The 16,866-nt window shown below is 59.7% G+C and carries 15 protein-coding genes; 8 read left to right on the plus strand and 7 right to left on the minus strand.

The genetic code is table 11. The features are described 5' to 3' along the window. The first annotated feature begins 87 nt into the window (after positions 1–87). Positions 88–975: a LysR family transcriptional regulator gene (locus tag D906_RS05415; RefSeq protein ID WP_019099407.1), complete on the plus strand. Its 888-nt coding sequence runs from the start codon at positions 88–90 to the stop codon at positions 973–975. Here the strand turns inward: D906_RS05415 and D906_RS05420 are convergent. From D906_RS05420 to D906_RS05430, 3 genes are read right to left on the minus strand one after another with little or no spacing between them, the layout of a single operon-like run. Beyond that, positions 964–1,782, minus strand: a complete 819-nt coding sequence (locus tag D906_RS05420) for a sulfite exporter TauE/SafE family protein (RefSeq protein WP_019099408.1) — start codon at positions 1,780–1,782, stop codon at positions 964–966. The two genes, D906_RS05415 and D906_RS05420, sit on opposite strands and share 12 nt — an antisense overlap. After that, positions 1,779–3,050 (minus strand): FAD/NAD(P)-binding oxidoreductase, encoded by a 1,272-nt coding sequence (locus tag D906_RS05425; protein ID WP_019099409.1) that lies wholly within the window; start codon positions 3,048–3,050, stop codon positions 1,779–1,781. Before D906_RS05425 ends, D906_RS05420 begins: the two co-directional genes overlap by 4 nt. Positions 3,051–3,089: 39 nt before the next feature. Next, entirely contained in the window at positions 3,090–3,974 is an 885-nt protein-coding gene (locus tag D906_RS05430) for an MBL fold metallo-hydrolase (protein ID WP_027614797.1), read from the minus strand. A gap of 222 nt (positions 3,975–4,196) precedes the next feature. Here D906_RS05430 and D906_RS05435 point away from each other — a divergent pair, with 222 nt between their 5' ends. After that, a complete protein-coding gene (locus D906_RS05435; protein WP_019099411.1) occupies positions 4,197–5,489 on the plus strand; it encodes a sigma-54-dependent Fis family transcriptional regulator in 1,293 nt (430 codons plus the stop codon). Positions 5,490–5,617: 128 nt separating this feature from the next. Further along, positions 5,618–6,025, plus strand: a complete 408-nt coding sequence (locus D906_RS05440; protein ID WP_016712780.1) for an RcnB family protein — start codon at positions 5,618–5,620, stop codon at positions 6,023–6,025. 60 nt (positions 6,026–6,085) lie between these two features. Here D906_RS05440 and gyrB read toward each other — a convergent pair whose 3' ends face one another. The 4 genes from gyrB to dnaA are packed head-to-tail and all read right to left on the minus strand — an operon-like array spanning position 6,086 to position 12,300. Then, positions 6,086–8,506: a DNA topoisomerase (ATP-hydrolyzing) subunit B gene (gene gyrB, locus D906_RS05445; RefSeq protein WP_016712779.1), complete on the minus strand. Its 2,421-nt coding sequence runs from the start codon at positions 8,504–8,506 to the stop codon at positions 6,086–6,088. A 4-nt stretch (positions 8,507–8,510) separates the two neighbouring features. Beyond that, positions 8,511–9,614, minus strand: a complete 1,104-nt coding sequence (recF, locus tag D906_RS05450) for a DNA replication/repair protein RecF (RefSeq protein WP_016712778.1) — start codon at positions 9,612–9,614, stop codon at positions 8,511–8,513. Between the two features lie 15 nt (positions 9,615–9,629). Further along, a complete protein-coding gene (gene dnaN / locus D906_RS05455) occupies positions 9,630–10,733 on the minus strand; it encodes a DNA polymerase III subunit beta (protein ID WP_019099412.1) in 1,104 nt (367 codons plus the stop codon). 40 nt (positions 10,734–10,773) lie between these two features. Then, positions 10,774–12,300, minus strand: coding sequence for a chromosomal replication initiator protein DnaA (gene dnaA / locus D906_RS05460; protein ID WP_019099413.1), 1,527 nt, complete (start codon positions 12,298–12,300; stop codon positions 10,774–10,776). 595 nt (positions 12,301–12,895) lie between these two features. Here dnaA and rpmH point away from each other — a divergent pair. From rpmH to mnmE, 5 genes are all read left to right on the plus strand, one after another. Next, on the plus strand, positions 12,896–13,030 hold the full coding sequence (gene rpmH, locus D906_RS05465; RefSeq protein WP_003253163.1) for a 50S ribosomal protein L34: 135 nt from the start codon (positions 12,896–12,898) through the stop codon (positions 13,028–13,030). A gap of 13 nt (positions 13,031–13,043) precedes the next feature. Then, a complete protein-coding gene (gene rnpA, locus D906_RS05470) occupies positions 13,044–13,448 on the plus strand; it encodes a ribonuclease P protein component (protein ID WP_016712775.1) in 405 nt (134 codons plus the stop codon). Next, positions 13,441–13,686 (plus strand): membrane protein insertion efficiency factor YidD, encoded by a 246-nt coding sequence (gene yidD / locus D906_RS05475; RefSeq protein ID WP_015268406.1) that lies wholly within the window; start codon positions 13,441–13,443, stop codon positions 13,684–13,686. The genes rnpA and yidD overlap by 8 nt, the downstream gene beginning before the upstream one ends. 2 nt (positions 13,687–13,688) lie before the next feature. After that, positions 13,689–15,371, plus strand: coding sequence for a membrane protein insertase YidC (gene yidC / locus D906_RS05480; RefSeq protein WP_019099414.1), 1,683 nt, complete (start codon positions 13,689–13,691; stop codon positions 15,369–15,371). 88 nt (positions 15,372–15,459) lie between these two features. Next, positions 15,460–16,830 (plus strand): tRNA uridine-5-carboxymethylaminomethyl(34) synthesis GTPase MnmE, encoded by a 1,371-nt coding sequence (mnmE, locus tag D906_RS05485; RefSeq protein WP_027614798.1) that lies wholly within the window; start codon positions 15,460–15,462, stop codon positions 16,828–16,830. The last annotated feature ends 36 nt before the right edge of the window (positions 16,831–16,866 follow it).

A 16,866-nucleotide genomic window follows, 5' to 3' on the forward strand; every position in this document is an offset into this window, starting at 1 on the left:
TTCGCGCAACCGCTGTGCGTTTTAGCACAGGAGCAAGCCTGGACAGGCCCATTCGCGGGCCGGAACGAACTGCCAAAAAGGATCAGCATGTTCGACTGGAACGATCTACGGTTTTTTCTTGAGCTGCAACGCAGCGGCCGTCTGTTGACCGCCGCCAAGCGCCTCAACACTACCCACAGCACCGTAGCCCGGCACATCGAGAGTATCGAGCAAAGCCTGGGTACCGCACTGTTTGTACAGCATGCCCAAGGTTATGAGCTGACGCCGTCAGGCCAGGCCCTGCTCAAGCACGCCGAGGCCATGGAAAATGTCGCCCTGCTGGCGCAGGAAGAAATCACCCAGGCCATCACCCCGCTGGGCAAGATTCGCCTGGGGGTGACCGAAGGCATCGGCATCATGTTCTTCACCCCACGCATGAACGCGTTGTTCGAGCGCTACCCCGGCCTGGAAGTGGAGCTGGTAGCCGTACCGCGTTTCGTCAGCATCCTCAATCGCGAAGCAGAAATCAGCATCCACCTGGAACGGCCCAATGCCGACCTGCTGATCACCCGCAAACTTACCGATTACCGCCTGGCGCTGTACGCCAGCCAGAACTATCTGGACCGCGCGCCCCCCCTGCGCAACCGCGAAGACCTGGCCAGGCATAGCTGGATCGGCTACGTAGACGACCTGCTGTTCAGCCAGGAACTGCTGTTTCTCAACAGTTTCTGCCGGGCCCCGAATGTAGTGTTTCGCAGCACCAGCGTAATCGCCCAACAGGCCGCTGCCCGTGCCGGCCTAGGCATCGCCGTGCTGCCCAACTACATGGCTCGCCACGACCCGACGCTGGTGCGCGTGCTGCCGAGCGAGACCATCCAGCGCAGCTACTGGATCTGCACCCGCCGCGAGCTGCACAAATCGGTGCGCCTGCGGGTGGTGTGGGACTACCTGCTGGCGCTATGTGCGGCAGAACAGCACGAATTGCTAGCCCAGTAGTGCCTTGCCGGCCAGCAGCAAGGCCGCCACCCAACCAGCCACTGCAAACATCTGCTGCAAACGCGGCCCGGCCAGCCTGGCCGTCAATGGCCGTGCCAGCAGCAAACCCAGCACCGCGCCGGCGGCGAATGGGGCGCCTACCTGCCAATGCATGACCCCCGCCAGGCTGGCGCTGACCACACTGCCGGTGGATACCAGGGCGATTACTGCCAGCGAAGTGGAAACGATGCTGGCCATGCGCAGGTTGGTATAGCGGTTCAGCGCAGGGATGATGACGAACCCTCCACCCACACCCAACAGGCCGGACATTAACCCGGACAACGCCCCGGTGAAAGCCAGGGCACGCGCGCAGGGAAGGGTCCAGCGCAAGCGGCCCTGCAACGGGTTCAACACACAGGGTTCGATATAGCGATGGGCGTCATTGGCCTCACCGCGCAGCTCCTTGGCAGCCTTGCGCCAGATACGCAGGCAGGCGTACACCAACACACCCGCGAACACCAACTGCAAGGGTGTGTTCGGCAAGCGGTGCGCCAGCATCAGCCCGAACGGCGCGGCAACCACACCCACCATCGCAATGAACAGCGCCGCCCGATAACGCACCAGCCCCTGTCGTAGGCCCAGCACCGCGCCAACCGCTGCAGCCAGGCCTACGGCCAGCAGGCCAACCGGAGCGGCCTCGACCATCGACAGCCCCAGCCCGAACACCAACAAAGGCACTGCGAGAATGCCACCGCCTGCGCCGGTCAATGCCAGGACCGCGCCGATGATCGCGCCCAGGCCCGCCCCCAACAATTGATGTTCGATCACTTCCCACCCTCTGCACCCAACGGCTGCGGCCGAGCCAGCCACTCGCGGCCCTTCAGCATGCCTTGCCAGTACAACGGTGGCAGCGCTTGCGCCTTCAGCAACCAGGCCAGGCGCGTTGGTTTGCGGCCATCCAGCAACCAGCTGGGGAAGCTCGGCGCCAGCTTGCCGCCATAGGTAAACTCGGCCAGGACGATTTTGCCGCGCTCTACAGTCAGCGGGCACGAGCCATAGCCGTCGTACTGGGCGAGGGTAGGCAACCTGCCCAATGCCACCAACACGTTGTTGGCCACGACCGGCGCTTGCTTACGGGCAGCCGCAGCAGTCTTGGCATTGCTGGTGTTGGCCACATCACCCAGGGCATGGATGTTGATGTACTTGCGGTGGCGCAGGGTATGCGGGTCGACATCGACCCAGCCAGCGTTATCGGCCAACGGGCTTTCACGAATGAAGGCCGGCGCCACCTGGGGAGGGACCACATGGAGCATGTCAAAGGCCTCGATGTGCGTTTCGCTGCTGCCGTCGGCCAGGGTGCACACGAAGGTGGCGCGCTTGTTCGGGCCATCCACGGCCACCAGTCGGTGGGAGAAATGGAGGTCCACGGCGTATTTGTCTATGTACTTCATCAGCGCGGGCACATAGTCCGCCACACCGAACAACACAGCACCAGCATTGAAGAAACTGGCTTTCACCGCCCCCAGATGGCCGTGGCGTAACCAGTGGTCGCAAGACAAGTACAACGCCTTCTGCGGCGCGCCCGCACATTTGATCGGCATGGGCGGCTGGCTGAAGATGGCACGGCCTCGCTTGAGCTTCTGCACCAGCTCCCAGGTATAGGGCGCCAGGTCGTAGCGGTAGTTGGAGGTGACACCGTTGCGGCCCAGGGTTTCGCTGAGCCCGTCAATGGCCGCCCAGTCCAGCGTAAGGCCGGGGCAGACTACCAGCTGCTCATAGCTGATGGCGCGACCGTCCTCGAGGACGACCAACTGGCCCAACGGATCGAAAGCCTGCACCCGCGCCTTGACCCAGCGTACCCCGCGCGGAATGGTCGAGGCCATGGTGCGGGCAGTGCTCGGTGCCTTGAACACACCGGCACCGACCATGGTCCAGCCGGGTTGGTAGTAATGCACTTCGGCGGGATCGATCAAGGCAATGTCCAGCGACGGGTCACGGCTGATAAGGCTGGAAGCGGTAGCGATACCGGCGGCACCGGCACCGACGATGACCACCTTGTGATGGTCGGTATTGGCAGGGGACAACAAGGCAGGCATGGCGGTAAATCCTGGAAATCTGATTATGGGGCAGGGCGGTTACAGCTTGTTCAGCGGAATCTTCAGGTAGCTCACGCCATTCTCTTCCGGCGCGGGGAACTGGCCGCTGCGCATGTTCACCTGCACCGAAGGCAGGATCAGCACCGGCATGTCGAGGATCTTGTCGCGCGCTTCACGCATGGCGACAAAACTGTCTTCGTCGATGCCCTGATGAATGTGGATGTTGCTGGCGCGCTGTTCGGCCACGGTAGTGACGTACTGCATGTCGCGGCCACCCGGCAGGTAGTCGTGACACATGAACAGCCGTGTCTGGTCGGGGAAAGCCAGCAATCGACGGATCGAGCGGTACAGGGTGCGGGCATCGGCACCCGGGAAGTCACAGCGGGCAGTACCGTAGTCGGGCATGAACAGGGTATCGCCGACAAACACCGCAATTTCGCCAGCGTCTTCGATCATGAAGCTCATGCACGCGGGCGTGTGCCCCGGAGTGTGCAGGGCACGGGCATGCAGGTTGCCAATGCGGAAACCTTCCTCGTCTACGAACAGTACATCGAACTGGCTGCCATCCCGGGCAAAGCCAGGCTCAGCGTTGAACAACGCACCGAATACTTTCTGCACCTGAGTGATGTGAGCACCGATAGCGGTGTGGCCGCCCAGCTTTTGCTTCAGGTAGGCAGCCGCCGAGAGGTGGTCGGCATGCACATGGGTTTCCAGCACCCACTGAACCTCAGCGCCCAGCGCCTTCACCCGGTCGATCAACTGATCCGCCGAGACGGTGCAGGTACGCCCTGATTTGGGATCATAGTCGAGGACGCTGTCGATCAATGCACACTTGCGCGTTTCGCCATCCATGACCAAGTAGCTAATGGTTGAGGTCGCCTTGTCGAAGAAGGCTTCCACGTGAAGGTTGTTGCCGATGATCATCACGTTCTCCAGATTATCCACCGCGCCTTTTACAGGCGTAGGCAGTGACAGGAGGTTTATCAAGATGCATGCCAGGCTTTTTACTGCGTATGGGCCAATGAAATCGGCCAGGTGCCAATAACTGACAGCAATACTGACACCCCAAATGGCAGTCGACTGACAGCCAATGGCAGTGTTTGGCAGTCCTTGTTACCCTGCGCCGGTACTCCATACGGTGCCGTCATGCCTCAAACCCATCCCCTCATCCTAGCGCTGGTTTCCTACCTTGAGCACGATGCCCTGCCGACCATTGTGCTGGACACCGATTACAACATCCTGGCCGCCAACGCCGCCTATCGCCGCCAGTTCGGCCACCACGAGCAAGCCCCGTTGGGCGAAAAATGCCACAAGGTCTCGCATCACTACGCCGTCCCCTGCGACCAGGCCGGCGAGCATTGCCCGATGCGCAAAGCCTGGGACAGCAAGGTGCCGGAGCGGGTATTGCACATTCATCACACGCCACGTGGCCCCGAGCATGTCGATGTCGAACTGCGCCCCATCCTGGATGAGCAGAGTAGGGTGGTGGCCTTTGTCGAGCGCCTGACTACCATCGCCCTCGCATCGGCTCAGCCCCAGGAACAAGGCCTGGTCGGCCGGGCCCCAGCATTCAAGGTTGCCTTGTCCAGCCTGCAGCGCGCAGCGCCGGCGCAGATCCCGGTTTTATTGCAGGGTGAGTCAGGTACCGGTAAAGAGCTGTTCGCGCGCGCGCTGCACATGGGCAGCCCCAGGGCCAACGGCCCATTGGTAGTGGTCGATTGCACCGGGTTGACCGAGTCGTTGTTCGAGAGTGAGTTGTTCGGCTATGAGAAGGGCGCATTCACCGGCGCCAATCAGCGCAAGATTGGCCTGGCTGAGGCCGCGCATGGCGGTACCCTGTTCCTCGATGAAATTGGCGAAGTACCGTTAGCGATGCAGGTGAAACTGTTACGCCTTATCGAGTCCGGCAGCTTCCGCCCGGTGGGCAGCCTGCGCACGGTGCACTCGGACTTCCGCCTGGTTTCGGCCACACACAAACCGCTCAAGCAAATGGTTGCGCAGGGCACCTTCCGTGAAGACCTGTATTACCGCATCAGTGGTTTCCCCATTCGCCTGCCAGCGCTGCGCGAGCGTGTAGAAGATCTGCCGCTGCTCGCGCAAAGCCTGTTACAGCGAATGGCTGGCAAGCCTACGCCCAGCCTGAGTGAGGATGCCTTGCAGCAGCTTGGGTTACATCCATTTCCGGGCAACATCCGCGAGTTGCGTAACATTCTGGAGCGCGCCCGTTTGTTTGCCGATGACGGGCTGATTCGGCCAGAGCATTTGCCGGAAGATATCGGGCCTACCGAGGTGGTCAAGGGACGCGGCCGTCGCAATGACCTGGGTGAACTGGCGCAGGCGCTGGAGCAGTTCAAGGGCTCACGCAGTGAGCTGGCCAGTCAGCTTGGCATGAGTGAGCGCACGCTGTATCGCCGCTTGAAGTCGCTCGGGCTGAACTAAGCGTGCCCAGACTTTACCGGACCTTTACCTGCGCCCTGACATAAAAGGGCAAAAATCGTGGTCTGATCAGTTATCCGAATCTGGCAGTCAGTGAACGCCAGGCGTTAACAGGCAGAGGCCCCTCTCAAATGAAGAAAACCCTAACCGTGATCTGCGCCGCGCTCATGCTCAGCGCACCGTTGGCCAGCTTCGCACAACCGGGCCCACCCGACCGGCATGATGATGGCCCATCGCACCAAGGCAACCCGCCGCATGGCCAGCCAAAGCAGCAAGGCCGCCATGACAACGGCCGTGCACCCGAGTACCGCAACCCGAACTTCCGCCCGCAGCAGGGCATGCCTGTGCCTCACCAGCAGTGGCAACGAGGGCATGTGGTTGACCCACACTACCGTGGCGACCGCTACTGGGTGACTGACTGGAAAGCACGCCACTTGTATGCGCCACCACGTGACCATCGCTGGTTGTATGTGAATGGCGACTACGTGCTGGTGGCTATTGCCAGTGGTGTGATCGTTAACATTCTCAGCGGTTACTGATTTTCAGACACTAAAAAGCCCGCATCAGCGGGCTTTTTAGTGCGTGCGGATCACACCTGATCAGAAGTCCAGGTTCGATACCGACAGCGCGTTGCTTTCGATGAAGTCTCGGCGCGGCTCGACAGCATCACCCATCAGGGTGTTGAAGATCTGGTCGGCTGCGATCGCATCCTCGATGGTGACCTTGAGCATGCGGCGCACGGTCGGGTCCATGGTGGTTTCCCACAGCTGCTCAGGGTTCATCTCACCCAGCCCTTTATAGCGCTGGATGGTGTGGCGCTTGGTGGTTTCGTTCATTAGCCAGTCCAGGCCTTCCTTGAACTCGACGATTGCCTTACGGCGCTCACCGCGCTGAACGTAAGCACCTTCGCCCAACAAGCTGGATAGCTTGGCACCAACGTTGACTACGGTACGGTAGTCATTGCTGCCGAAGAAGTCCCGGTTGAAGGTGACATAGCTAGCCAGGCCGTGGGAGGTGACTTCCACTTCTGGCAACCATACGTTGCGCTCTTTGTCTTCGCGCAGGCTGGCTTTGTAAACCAGGCCGGACTTCTGGCTGTTGCTCAGGCGCTCTTGGAACTTGACCAGCCAGGCTTGCATCACAGCGTGGTCACCCAACTGCTCCACAGTCACTTCCGGCAGGTAGATGAAGTGCTCGGTGATGTCTTCCGGATACAAGCGCGACAGGCGCTTGAGGGTTTTCATCACGCTGCGGAACTCATTCACCAGGCTTTCCAGCTGCACACCGGAAACCGCCGGCGCCGACTCGTCCAAGTGCAGGCTGGCATCTTCCAGGGCCGACTGGGTCATGTACTCTTCCATGGCCTCGTCGTCCTTGATGTACTGCTCCTGCTTGCCTTTCTTCACCTTGTACAGCGGTGGCTGAGCAATATAGATGTAGCCGCGCTCGACCAGCTCCGGCAGCTGACGGAAGAAGAAGGTCAGCAGCAGGGTGCGGATGTGCGAACCGTCAACGTCAGCATCGGTCATGATGATGATGTTGTGATAACGCAGCTTGTCGATGTTGTACTCTTCGCGGCCGATACCACAGCCCAGCGCGGTGATCAGCGTGCCCACTTCCTGGGACGAGATCATCTTGTCGAAACGTGCTTTCTCAACGTTGAGGATCTTACCCTTCAGCGGCAAGATTGCCTGGGTACGACGGTTACGGCCTTGCTTGGCCGAACCACCGGCGGAGTCACCCTCCACCAGGTACAGTTCGGAAAGGGCAGGGTCCTTCTCCTGGCAGTCCGCCAGTTTGCCTGGCAGGCCGGCGATATCCAGCGCACCTTTGCGGCGAGTCATCTCACGGGCTTTACGTGCGGCTTCACGGGCACGGGCAGCGTCGATCATCTTGCCAACGACAGCCTTGGCCTCGTTCGGATTCTCCAGCAGGAAGTCGGCGAAGTACTTGTTCATCTCTTGTTCCACGGCGGTTTTCACCTCCGAGGAGACCAGTTTGTCTTTGGTCTGCGAGCTGAACTTGGGGTCCGGCACCTTCACCGAGATGATCGCGGTCAGGCCTTCACGGGCATCATCGCCAGTGGTTGCCACCTTGTTCTTCTTGGCCAGGCCTTCCTGCTCGATGTAGCTGTTCAGGCTACGGGTCAGCGAGGAACGGAAGCCGACCAGGTGAGTACCGCCGTCACGCTGCGGAATGTTGTTGGTGAAGCACAACAGGTTTTCGTTGAAGCTGTCGTTCCATTGCAGAGCAACTTCAACACCCACCCCATCGTCACGCTGGACGTTGAAGTGGAACACCTGGGAGTTGACCGGTGTCTTGTTGGTGTTCAGGTACTCGACGAATGCGCGCAGGCCGCCTTCGTACTTGAAGAACTCTTCCTTACCGCTGCGCTCATCCTTCAGCAGAATGCCCACGCCCGAGTTGAGGAACGACAACTCGCGAATACGCTTGGCCAGGATGTCCCAGCTGAAGTGAATGTTCTTGAAGGTTTCAGCCGAAGGCTTGAAGTGAATGTGGGTACCGGTGGTTTCACTGTCACCGACAACCGCCATAGGCGCTTGAGGAACACCGTGAACGTAAGTCTGTTCCCAGATTTTTCCGCTACGGCGAACGGTCAGCACCAGCTTCTCGGACAGGGCGTTCACGACCGAAACACCTACGCCGTGCAGGCCGCCGGACACCTTGTAGGAGTTGTCGTCGAACTTACCGCCGGCGTGCAGCACGGTCATGATGACCTCGGCTGCGGAAACGCCTTCTTCTTTATGCACGTCGACCGGAATGCCGCGACCGTTGTCGCGCACACTGATGGATTCGTCCGGATGGATAATGACAGTGATGTCATCGCAGTGGCCGGCGAGGGCTTCGTCGATGGAGTTGTCGACCACCTCGAAGACCATGTGGTGCAGGCCGCTACCATCATCGGTGTCGCCAATGTACATGCCGGGACGCTTGCGTACGGCATCCAAACCTTTCAGCACCTTGATGCTGGAGGAGTCGTACGTTTGATTTTCGCTCATGCCTTCACTCCCGATGGTCGTGGGTCTGGGTGATACGGCCTTGTTCCACGTGGAACAAAGCAACTGGCGTTTCCGTCTGCCAGCCTTCCCTCAGTAATTCGTGATCTACACAGGTGATGAACACCTGGCAGCGTAATTCTTCAAGCAAGCGGCACAGCGCGCGGCGATGCTGGTCGTCCAGTTCGGACGGCAAGTCATCCACGAGATAAATACAATGACCGCGGCGAGCCTGACTAACGAGGTGGCCCTGGGCAATGCGCAATGCACACACCACCAGCTTTTGCTGACCACGCGACAGGATGTCGGCTGCATTGTTGGCAGCCAGACGAAGACGCAAATCAGCACGCTGCGGACCGGCTTGGGTATGGCCCATCTGCTGATCGCGAAGGAGAGAGGAGGCGAGTACTTCTTGCAGTTCCCGGTCCTTGTCCCAGCCTCGGTAGTAGCTCAGGGTCAACCCGTCCAGCTCGACCAGTTCGCTCAGGGTTCGCTCGAAGACGGGCTTCAAGGCCTTGATGTAGTTGCGACGGTATTCATCTATTTCCGCGCTGGCCAGGCACAGTTCCCGGTCCCAGGCGGCTTGCGAAGCTGGATCAAGTGTACCATGACGCAACCATGAGTTCCGCTGCCGCAGCGCCTTCTGCAGCCGCTGCCAGGCTGGCAAGAAGCGAGGTTCCACGTGGAACACCCCCCAATCCAGAAACTGGCGACGAATTTTCGGGGCACCTTCCAACAGGCGGAAACTGTCTGGGTTGATGAGCTGAAGCGGTAACAACTCCGCCAGTTGCGCCGCGCTGCGCGCATTCTGCCCATCGATGCGAATAGTGAACTCCCCCTGGCGCTCCCGGGAGACGCCCAGGTTGCTGGTGCCCCCCTCGGTCAACTGCACTTCACCAAACACGGTACAGGCAGCCTGTTCGTACTGGATCACCGGGTTCAGGCGTGTGCTGCGGAAAGAGCGCGCCAGCCCCAGCAAATGCACGGCCTCAAGCACGCTGGTCTTGCCGCTGCCGTTGGCGCCATAAAGTATGTTGATACGGGGGGAGGGTAAGAGAGTCACCGGGTGCAAATTGCGCACCGCGGTGACCATGATACGTCGAAGGGACATGTCGCCTGCTATGGGTTACAGACGCATCGGCATGACAACATAGGAAGAATCGTCATTGCCCGCTTCCTGCAGCAGGGCACTGCTGTTGGAATCCGAGAGGATCAGACGAACTTGCTCAGTAGTCATTACGCCCAGCACGTCGAGCAGGTAGCTGACGTTGAAGCCGATTTCCAGCGAGCTACCTTCGTAGTCCACGCTGATTTCTTCCTCTGCTTCTTCCTGCTCGGGGTTGTTGGCCTGGATTTTCAGTTGGCCAGCAGCCAGTTGCAGACGAATGCCGCGGTACTTTTCGTTGGAAAGAATCGCAGTACGGCTGAAGGCTTCACGCAAGGCCTGGCGGTCACCGACCACCAGCTTGTCACCGCCCTTGGGCAGTACGCGCTCGTAGTCCGGGAACTTGCCGTCCACCAGCTTGGAGGTGAACGTGAATTCACCGGTGGTGGCACGGATGTGATGCTGGCCAAGCACGATGCTGACCATGCCTTCCGGGTCCGTGAGCAAACGCGCGAGCTCCAGGATACCTTTACGTGGCACGATGACCTGATGGCGATCATCTTGCTCAATCGGCGCGGTCATGGAGCACAACGCCAGGCGGTGACCATCGGTGGACACTGCGCGCAGGGTGTTGCGGGACACCTCCAGCAGCATGCCGTTCAGGTAGTAGCGCACATCCTGCTGGGCCATGGCGAAGCTGGTGCGCTCGATCAGCCGGCGCAGCTTGCTCTGTTCCAGGTTGCAGGTCAGCGAGCCCGGGCCTTCTTCCACCGTCGGGAAGTCATTGGCTGGCAGGGTAGACAGGGTGAAGCGGCTACGGCCGGCCTTGACCAACAGTTTCTGCTCGTCGACCTTGATATCGATCAGGACGTCGTTCGGCAGGCTTTTGCAGATGTCCATCAGCTTGCGTGCCGGGACAGTGATTTCGCCGGGCTCAGCCGGCTCTTCCAGTTGCACGCGGCCTACCAGTTCGACTTCCAGGTCGGTACCGGTCAACGACAGTTGCTGGCCTTGCACAACCAGCAATACGTTGGACAGGACCGGCAAGGTCTGACGGCGCTCGACGACACCGGCGACCAGTTGCAGGGGTTTCAACAGGGCTTCGCGTTGAATGGTGAAATGCATGGTCTAGTCCCTTGCCTTCAATTAGCTGCGCAGACGGCCATCAGGTCGTCAGCGTCCGCAGCAGGTTCTTGTAGTCCTCGCGGATATCCGCGTCGGATTCCTTCAGTTCGTTGATCTTGCGGCAGGCGTGCAGCACCGTCGTGTGGTCGCGGCCACCAAACATGTCGCCGATTTCCGGCAGACTGTGGTTGGTCAGCTCCTTCGACAGGGCCATGGCCACCTGGCGTGGACGTGCGACAGAACGGGAACGCCGCTTGGACAACAGATCAGAGATCTTGATCTTGTAGTACTCGGCGACGGTTCGCTGAATGTTATCCACACTGACCAGTTTGTCCTGCAGCGCCAGCAGGTCTTTCAGCGACTCGCGGATCAGTTCGATGGTGATATCGCGACCCATGAAGTGCGAGTGGGCGATCACCCGCTTCAAGGCACCTTCCAGCTCACGCACGTTGGAGCGGATACGCTGGGCAATGAAGAAGGCCGCATCATGCGGCAGCTCGACCTTGGCCTGGTCGGCCTTCTTCATCAGGATGGCCACGCGGGTTTCCAGCTCGGGTGGCTCGACGGCCACCGTCAGGCCCCAGCCAAAGCGCGACTTCAAGCGCTCTTCCAGGCCTTCGATCTCCTTGGGGTAACGGTCAGAGGTCAGGATTACCTGCTGGCCGCCCTCAAGCAGGGCGTTGAAGGTGTGGAAAAACTCTTCCTGCGAACGCTCTTTACGTGCAAAGAACTGGATATCGTCGATCAGCAACGCATCGACCGAGCGGTAGAAGCGTTTGAATTCGTTGATAGCGTTCAATTGCAGAGCCTTGACCATGTCCGCGACGAAGCGCTCCGAATGCAGGTACACGACCTTGGCGTTCGGGTTCTTCTTCAGCAGGTGGTTACCCACAGCATGCATAAGGTGGGTTTTACCCAGGCCCACACCGCCATAGAGGAAAAGCGGGTTGTAGCCATGCTTGGGGTTGTCCGCGACCTGCCAGGCAGCCGCACGTGCCAACTGGTTCGACTTACCTTCGACGAAGGTTTCGAAGGTGAAGGTACGGTTCAGGTAACTGGTGTGCTTGAGCGCACCTTCAACCTGCACGGTGCGCTGCTCGGCCCGACCACCAACGGCGGGTGCCGGAGCCGTTTCGGCCATGGCATCGAAGCTGTCGCGTACGGACGGTTCGGCAAGATCCTCCACCAATACCGGCTCGGTCAATGGCACTGCAACAGGTTCGACCGCTGCCACCGGAGCAGGCTTGTGCTGGCCTTGAGCGAGCGAGGCCGCCACGGCCGCACTGACCGGTGCGTTGGGCGCGGCACGCGGAGCCGAGCTGCGACGGCTACCTATTAACAAGGAAAGGGCAGGCGCAATACCGCTGCCGTTTTCACCTAGCAGCTCAAGCAAGCGACCCAGGTACTTTTCATTGACCCAATCGAGAACGAAACGGTTGGGCGCATAGACGCGCAACTCGTCGCCTTCGGCTTCGACCTGTAGCGGACGGATCCAGGTGTTGAATTGCTGGGCAGGCAGTTCATCGCGCAGAAGCTCCACGCACTGCTGCCAAAGTTCCACTGACACGGATATCCCCTGAGTTTGAAAGCCGGATGAGGCAAAAACAAACCGCCATTGTACCGGTCGGGCGCCCAGTTATCCACATGTGGACACGTTAGGAGCCATGACAAAACAGCCATTTATCGACCAAAACGGCTTTGTCGCGTTGTGAATAAGGTCTGTGGATAACCGACCATGAGGGCTATGCACAACCCTGAGGTCAGGCCTGTTGATAACTCACCTGTGGGTAAGTGGCATTTTAATCCACAGCTTGCCCGCACGAAGAAAACAGGCGCAGCACCGGTTGAGAACACGGTTGTAAAACGCTGTACATGGCGCTATTTGTGGGTTACAGCAGGTTATCCACAGAAGGTTACCCACATAAGATTTATAAGTTCTTCAGAAAAGCTTTTTATATGTCTCTTCTTTTTTTTCATGTTGTCCCCGATTCGTGTGTCCGATCAAGCACCCCTTGGGGATGAACCGGAAGGCACCGTCCATCCTGTGCTCTAGATGGAAAGACTGGTTGGAAATTGACCTATGGGCTTGCTTTCTCTAGAATCGCCGGTCTCTTAAAAAGGGGGCCATCCCGGCCCGTCGTCGACAAACCAGGTAACACGCCATGAAACGTACTTTCCAACCAAGCACCATCAAGCGCGCCCGCACCCACGGTTTCCGTGCCCGTATGGCTACCAAGAACGGCCGCGCTGTTCTGTCGCGTCGTCGTGCCAAAGGCCGTAAGCGTCTGGCCATTTGATTTTTCGGCACAGGTGGTGAGTCAGGACTTCAGTCGGGAAAAGCGACTGCTTACACCCCGACACTTCAAAGCGGTCTTCGACTCCCCAACCGGCAAGGTTCCAGGGAAAAACCTGCTGATCCTTGCACGCGAGAACGGCCTTGATCACCCAAGGCTCGGCCTGGTGATTGGCAAGAAGAGCGTCAAGCTCGCCGTTCAACGCAACCGCCTCAAGCGCTTGATGCGCGATTCCTTTCGTCTGAACCAGCAAATGCTCGCCGGGTTGGACATCGTGATCGTCGCGCGCAAGGGATTGGGTGAAGTAGAAAACCCGGAATTGCACCAACACTTTGGCAAACTCTGGAAACGCCTGGCGCGCAGCCGGCCAACACCAGCAGTCACCGCCAATTCCGCAGGGGTAGACAGCCAAGATGCGTAAACTGGCGCTCGTTCCGATCCAGTTTTACCGTTATGCCATCAGCCCCCTGATGGCCAACCACTGTCGTTTCTTCCCCAGCTGCTCCTGTTACGCTTATGAAGCCATCGAAAACCACGGCCTCTGGCGTGGTGGGTGGCTAGCCGTTCGTCGCCTGGGGCGTTGTCATCCGTGGAACGACGGCGGTTTCGATCCCGTTCCACCTGCTCCTTCCTCCCGAACTTCTTCGATAGCCGAGTAATCATGGATATTAAACGCACGATCCTGATCGTCGCCCTGGCAATCGTGTCCTACGTCATGGTCCTCAAGTGGAACCAGGACTACGGCCAGGCTGCCCTGCCGACTCAGAATACTGCTGCCAGCACTGTTGCCCCGGGCTTGCCGGATGGCGTACCGGCCGGTAATGCCGGTGCCAGCGCCGATGTACCGAGCGCCAACGCCGAAACCAGCACAGCCGAACTGGCACCCGCTGCAGTCAGCAAGGACCTGATCCGGGTCAAGACCGATGTTCTGGACCTGGCTATCGATCCGGTCGGTGGTGACATCGTCCAGCTGAACCTGCCGAAGTTCCCACGTCGCCAGGACCACCCGGACATTCCGTTCCAGCTGTTCGACAACGGTGGTGAGCGTGTCTACCTGGCACAAAGCGGCCTGACCGGTGCCAATGGCCCGGATGCCCGCCCTGCCGGTCGCCCGCTTTACGCAGCCGACCAGAAGGGTTACCAGCTGGCTGATGGCCAGGATCAACTGGTGGTCGACCTGAAGTTCAGCGACAACGGCGTCAACTACATCAAGCGCTTCAGCTTCAAGCGGGGTGAGTACGACCTGAATGTCAGCTACCTGATCGACAACCAGAGCGGTCAGGCCTGGAGCGGCAACATGTTTGCCCAGCTCAAGCGTGACGCCAGCTCCGATCCGTCGTCGAGCACCGCTACCGGCACCGCAACCTACCTGGGCGCCGCCCTGTGGACAGCTTCCGAGCCTTACAAAAAGGTCTCGATGAAGGACATCGACAAAGGTAGTTTGAAAGAAAATGTGTCCGGCGGCTGGGTTGCCTGGCTGCAGCACTACTTCGTGACCGCCTGGATTCCGGCCAAGTCGGACAACAACGTTGTCCAGACCCGCAAGGACAGCCAGGGCAACTACATCATCGGTTACACCGGCCCAGTCATCAGCGTGCCTGCTGGCGGCAAGGTCGAAACCAGCGCCATGCTGTACGCCGGTCCGAAAATCCAGTCCAAGCTGAAAGAGTTGTCCCCAGGCCTGGAACTGACCGTCGACTACGGCTTCCTGTGGTTCATTGCCCAGCCGATCTTCTGGCTGCTGCAACATATCCACAGCCTGCTGGGTAACTGGGGCTGGTCGATCATCGTACTGACCATGCTGATCAAAGGCCTGTTCTTCCCGTTGTCGGCTGCAAGCTACCGTTCGATGGCACGTATGCGTGCTGTGGCGCCGAAGCTCGCCGCGCTGAAGGAACGCTTCGGTGACGATCGCCAGAAGATGTCCCAGGCGATGATGGAGCTGTACAAGAAAGAGAAGATCAACCCGCTGGGCGGCTGCCTGCCGATCCTGGTACAAATGCCGGTATTCCTGGCCCTGTACTGGGTACTGCTGGAAAGCGTTGAAATGCGCCAGGCCCCATGGATGCTGTGGATTACCGACCTGTCGATCAAGGATCCGTTCTTCATCCTGCCGATCATCATGGGCGCCACCATGTTCATCCAGCAGCGCCTGAACCCGACCCCACCGGATCCGATGCAGGCCAAGGTGATGAAAATGATGCCGATCATCTTCACCTTCTTCTTCCTGTGGTTCCCGGCTGGTCTGGTGCTGTACTGGGTTGTGAACAACTGCCTGTCGATCACTCAGCAGTGGTACATCACCCGCAGCATCGAGGCAGCCAGCAAAAAAGCTGCTGCTTGACAGGCTGCTGCGCTAGCCTGTGAATAAAAAACGCCCCCTAGTGGGGCGTTTTTGCTATCTGTCGTTTTTGTCGTAGAGGCTTTCGAGCATGAACACTGTGCGTGAAACCATCGCCGCCATCGCTACCGCCCAAGGCCGCGGGGGGGTGGGTATTGTCAGGTTGTCCGGGCCTCTGGCTGCCAAGGCCGGCCAGTTGATCACCGGCCGTACACTCACCCCTCGGCATGCCCATTACGGCCCGTTCCGCAACGATGAAGGGCTTGTACTGGATGAGGGGATCGCGCTGTTCTTCCCTGGGCCGAATTCCTTCACAGGTGAGGATGTGCTCGAACTGCAGGGTCACGGCGGACCAGTTGTCCTGGACATGTTGCTGCAGCGCTGTGTACAAGTCGGCTGCCGCCTGGCCCGCCCGGGCGAATTCAGCGAGCGTGCGTTCCTCAATGACAAACTTGACCTCGCCCAGGCCGAAGCCATTGCCGACCTGATCGAGGCCAGTTCCAGCCAGGCGGCGCGTAACGCCCTGCGTTCGCTGCAAGGGGAGTTCTCGAAACGTGTGCACAGCCTTACCGAAGCGTTGATTGCCCTGCGCATCTACGTCGAGGCGGCTATCGACTTCCCGGAAGAAGAAATCGACTTCCTTGCCGATGGCCACGTGCTGTCGATGCTCGATGCCGTACGCAGCGAGTTATCCACTGTGCAGCGCGAGGCCGGGCAGGGCGCCTTGCTGCGTGACGGCATGACGGTGGTCATCGCCGGCCGGCCGAATGCGGGCAAGTCGAGCCTGCTGAACCAGCTTGCTGGCCGGGAAGCGGCCATTGTCACCGACATTGCCGGTACCACCCGGGACATCCTGCGGGAACATATCCACATCGACGGCATGCCACTGCACGTCGTCGATACGGCCGGTTTGCGCGATACCGACGACCATGTGGAAAAGATCGGCGTGGAACGCGCCCTGAAGGCCATTGGCGAGGCTGACCGTGTGTTGCTGGTGGTCGACTCCACCGCGCCCGAGGCCAGCGACCCGTTCGCTTTGTGGCCGGAATTTCTCGACCAGCGGCCAGACCCGGCCAAGGTCACGCTGATTCGCAACAAGGCCGACCTGAGTGGTGAGCGGGTAGCGCTGGAGCAGTGTGATGACGGCCATGTGACGATCACCCTCAGCGCCAAAGGGGACGATGCAGGGCTGCAACTGCTGCGCGACCATCTGAAGGCCTGCATGGGTTACGAACAGACTGCAGAGAGTGGTTTCAGTGCCCGTAGGCGCCATCTGGATGCCTTGCGCCAAGCCAGCGAACACCTTGAGCACGGCCGTGCTCAGTTGACCCTGGCGGGCGCTGGAGAGCTGCTGGCTGAGGACTTGCGCCAGGCACAACATGCCTTGGGCGAAATTACCGGGGCATTCAGCTCGGATGATTTGTTGGGGCGGATTTTCTCCAGCTTCTGCATCGGCAAATAATCCACAACAGGCAAGATCAAGAGCCGCTCCTTCGGG

Origin of the sequence: Pseudomonas sp. LAIL14HWK12:I1, from assembly GCF_003202095.1 — a bacterium.
Classification (GTDB): domain Bacteria; phylum Pseudomonadota; class Gammaproteobacteria; order Pseudomonadales; family Pseudomonadaceae; genus Aquipseudomonas; species Aquipseudomonas monteilii.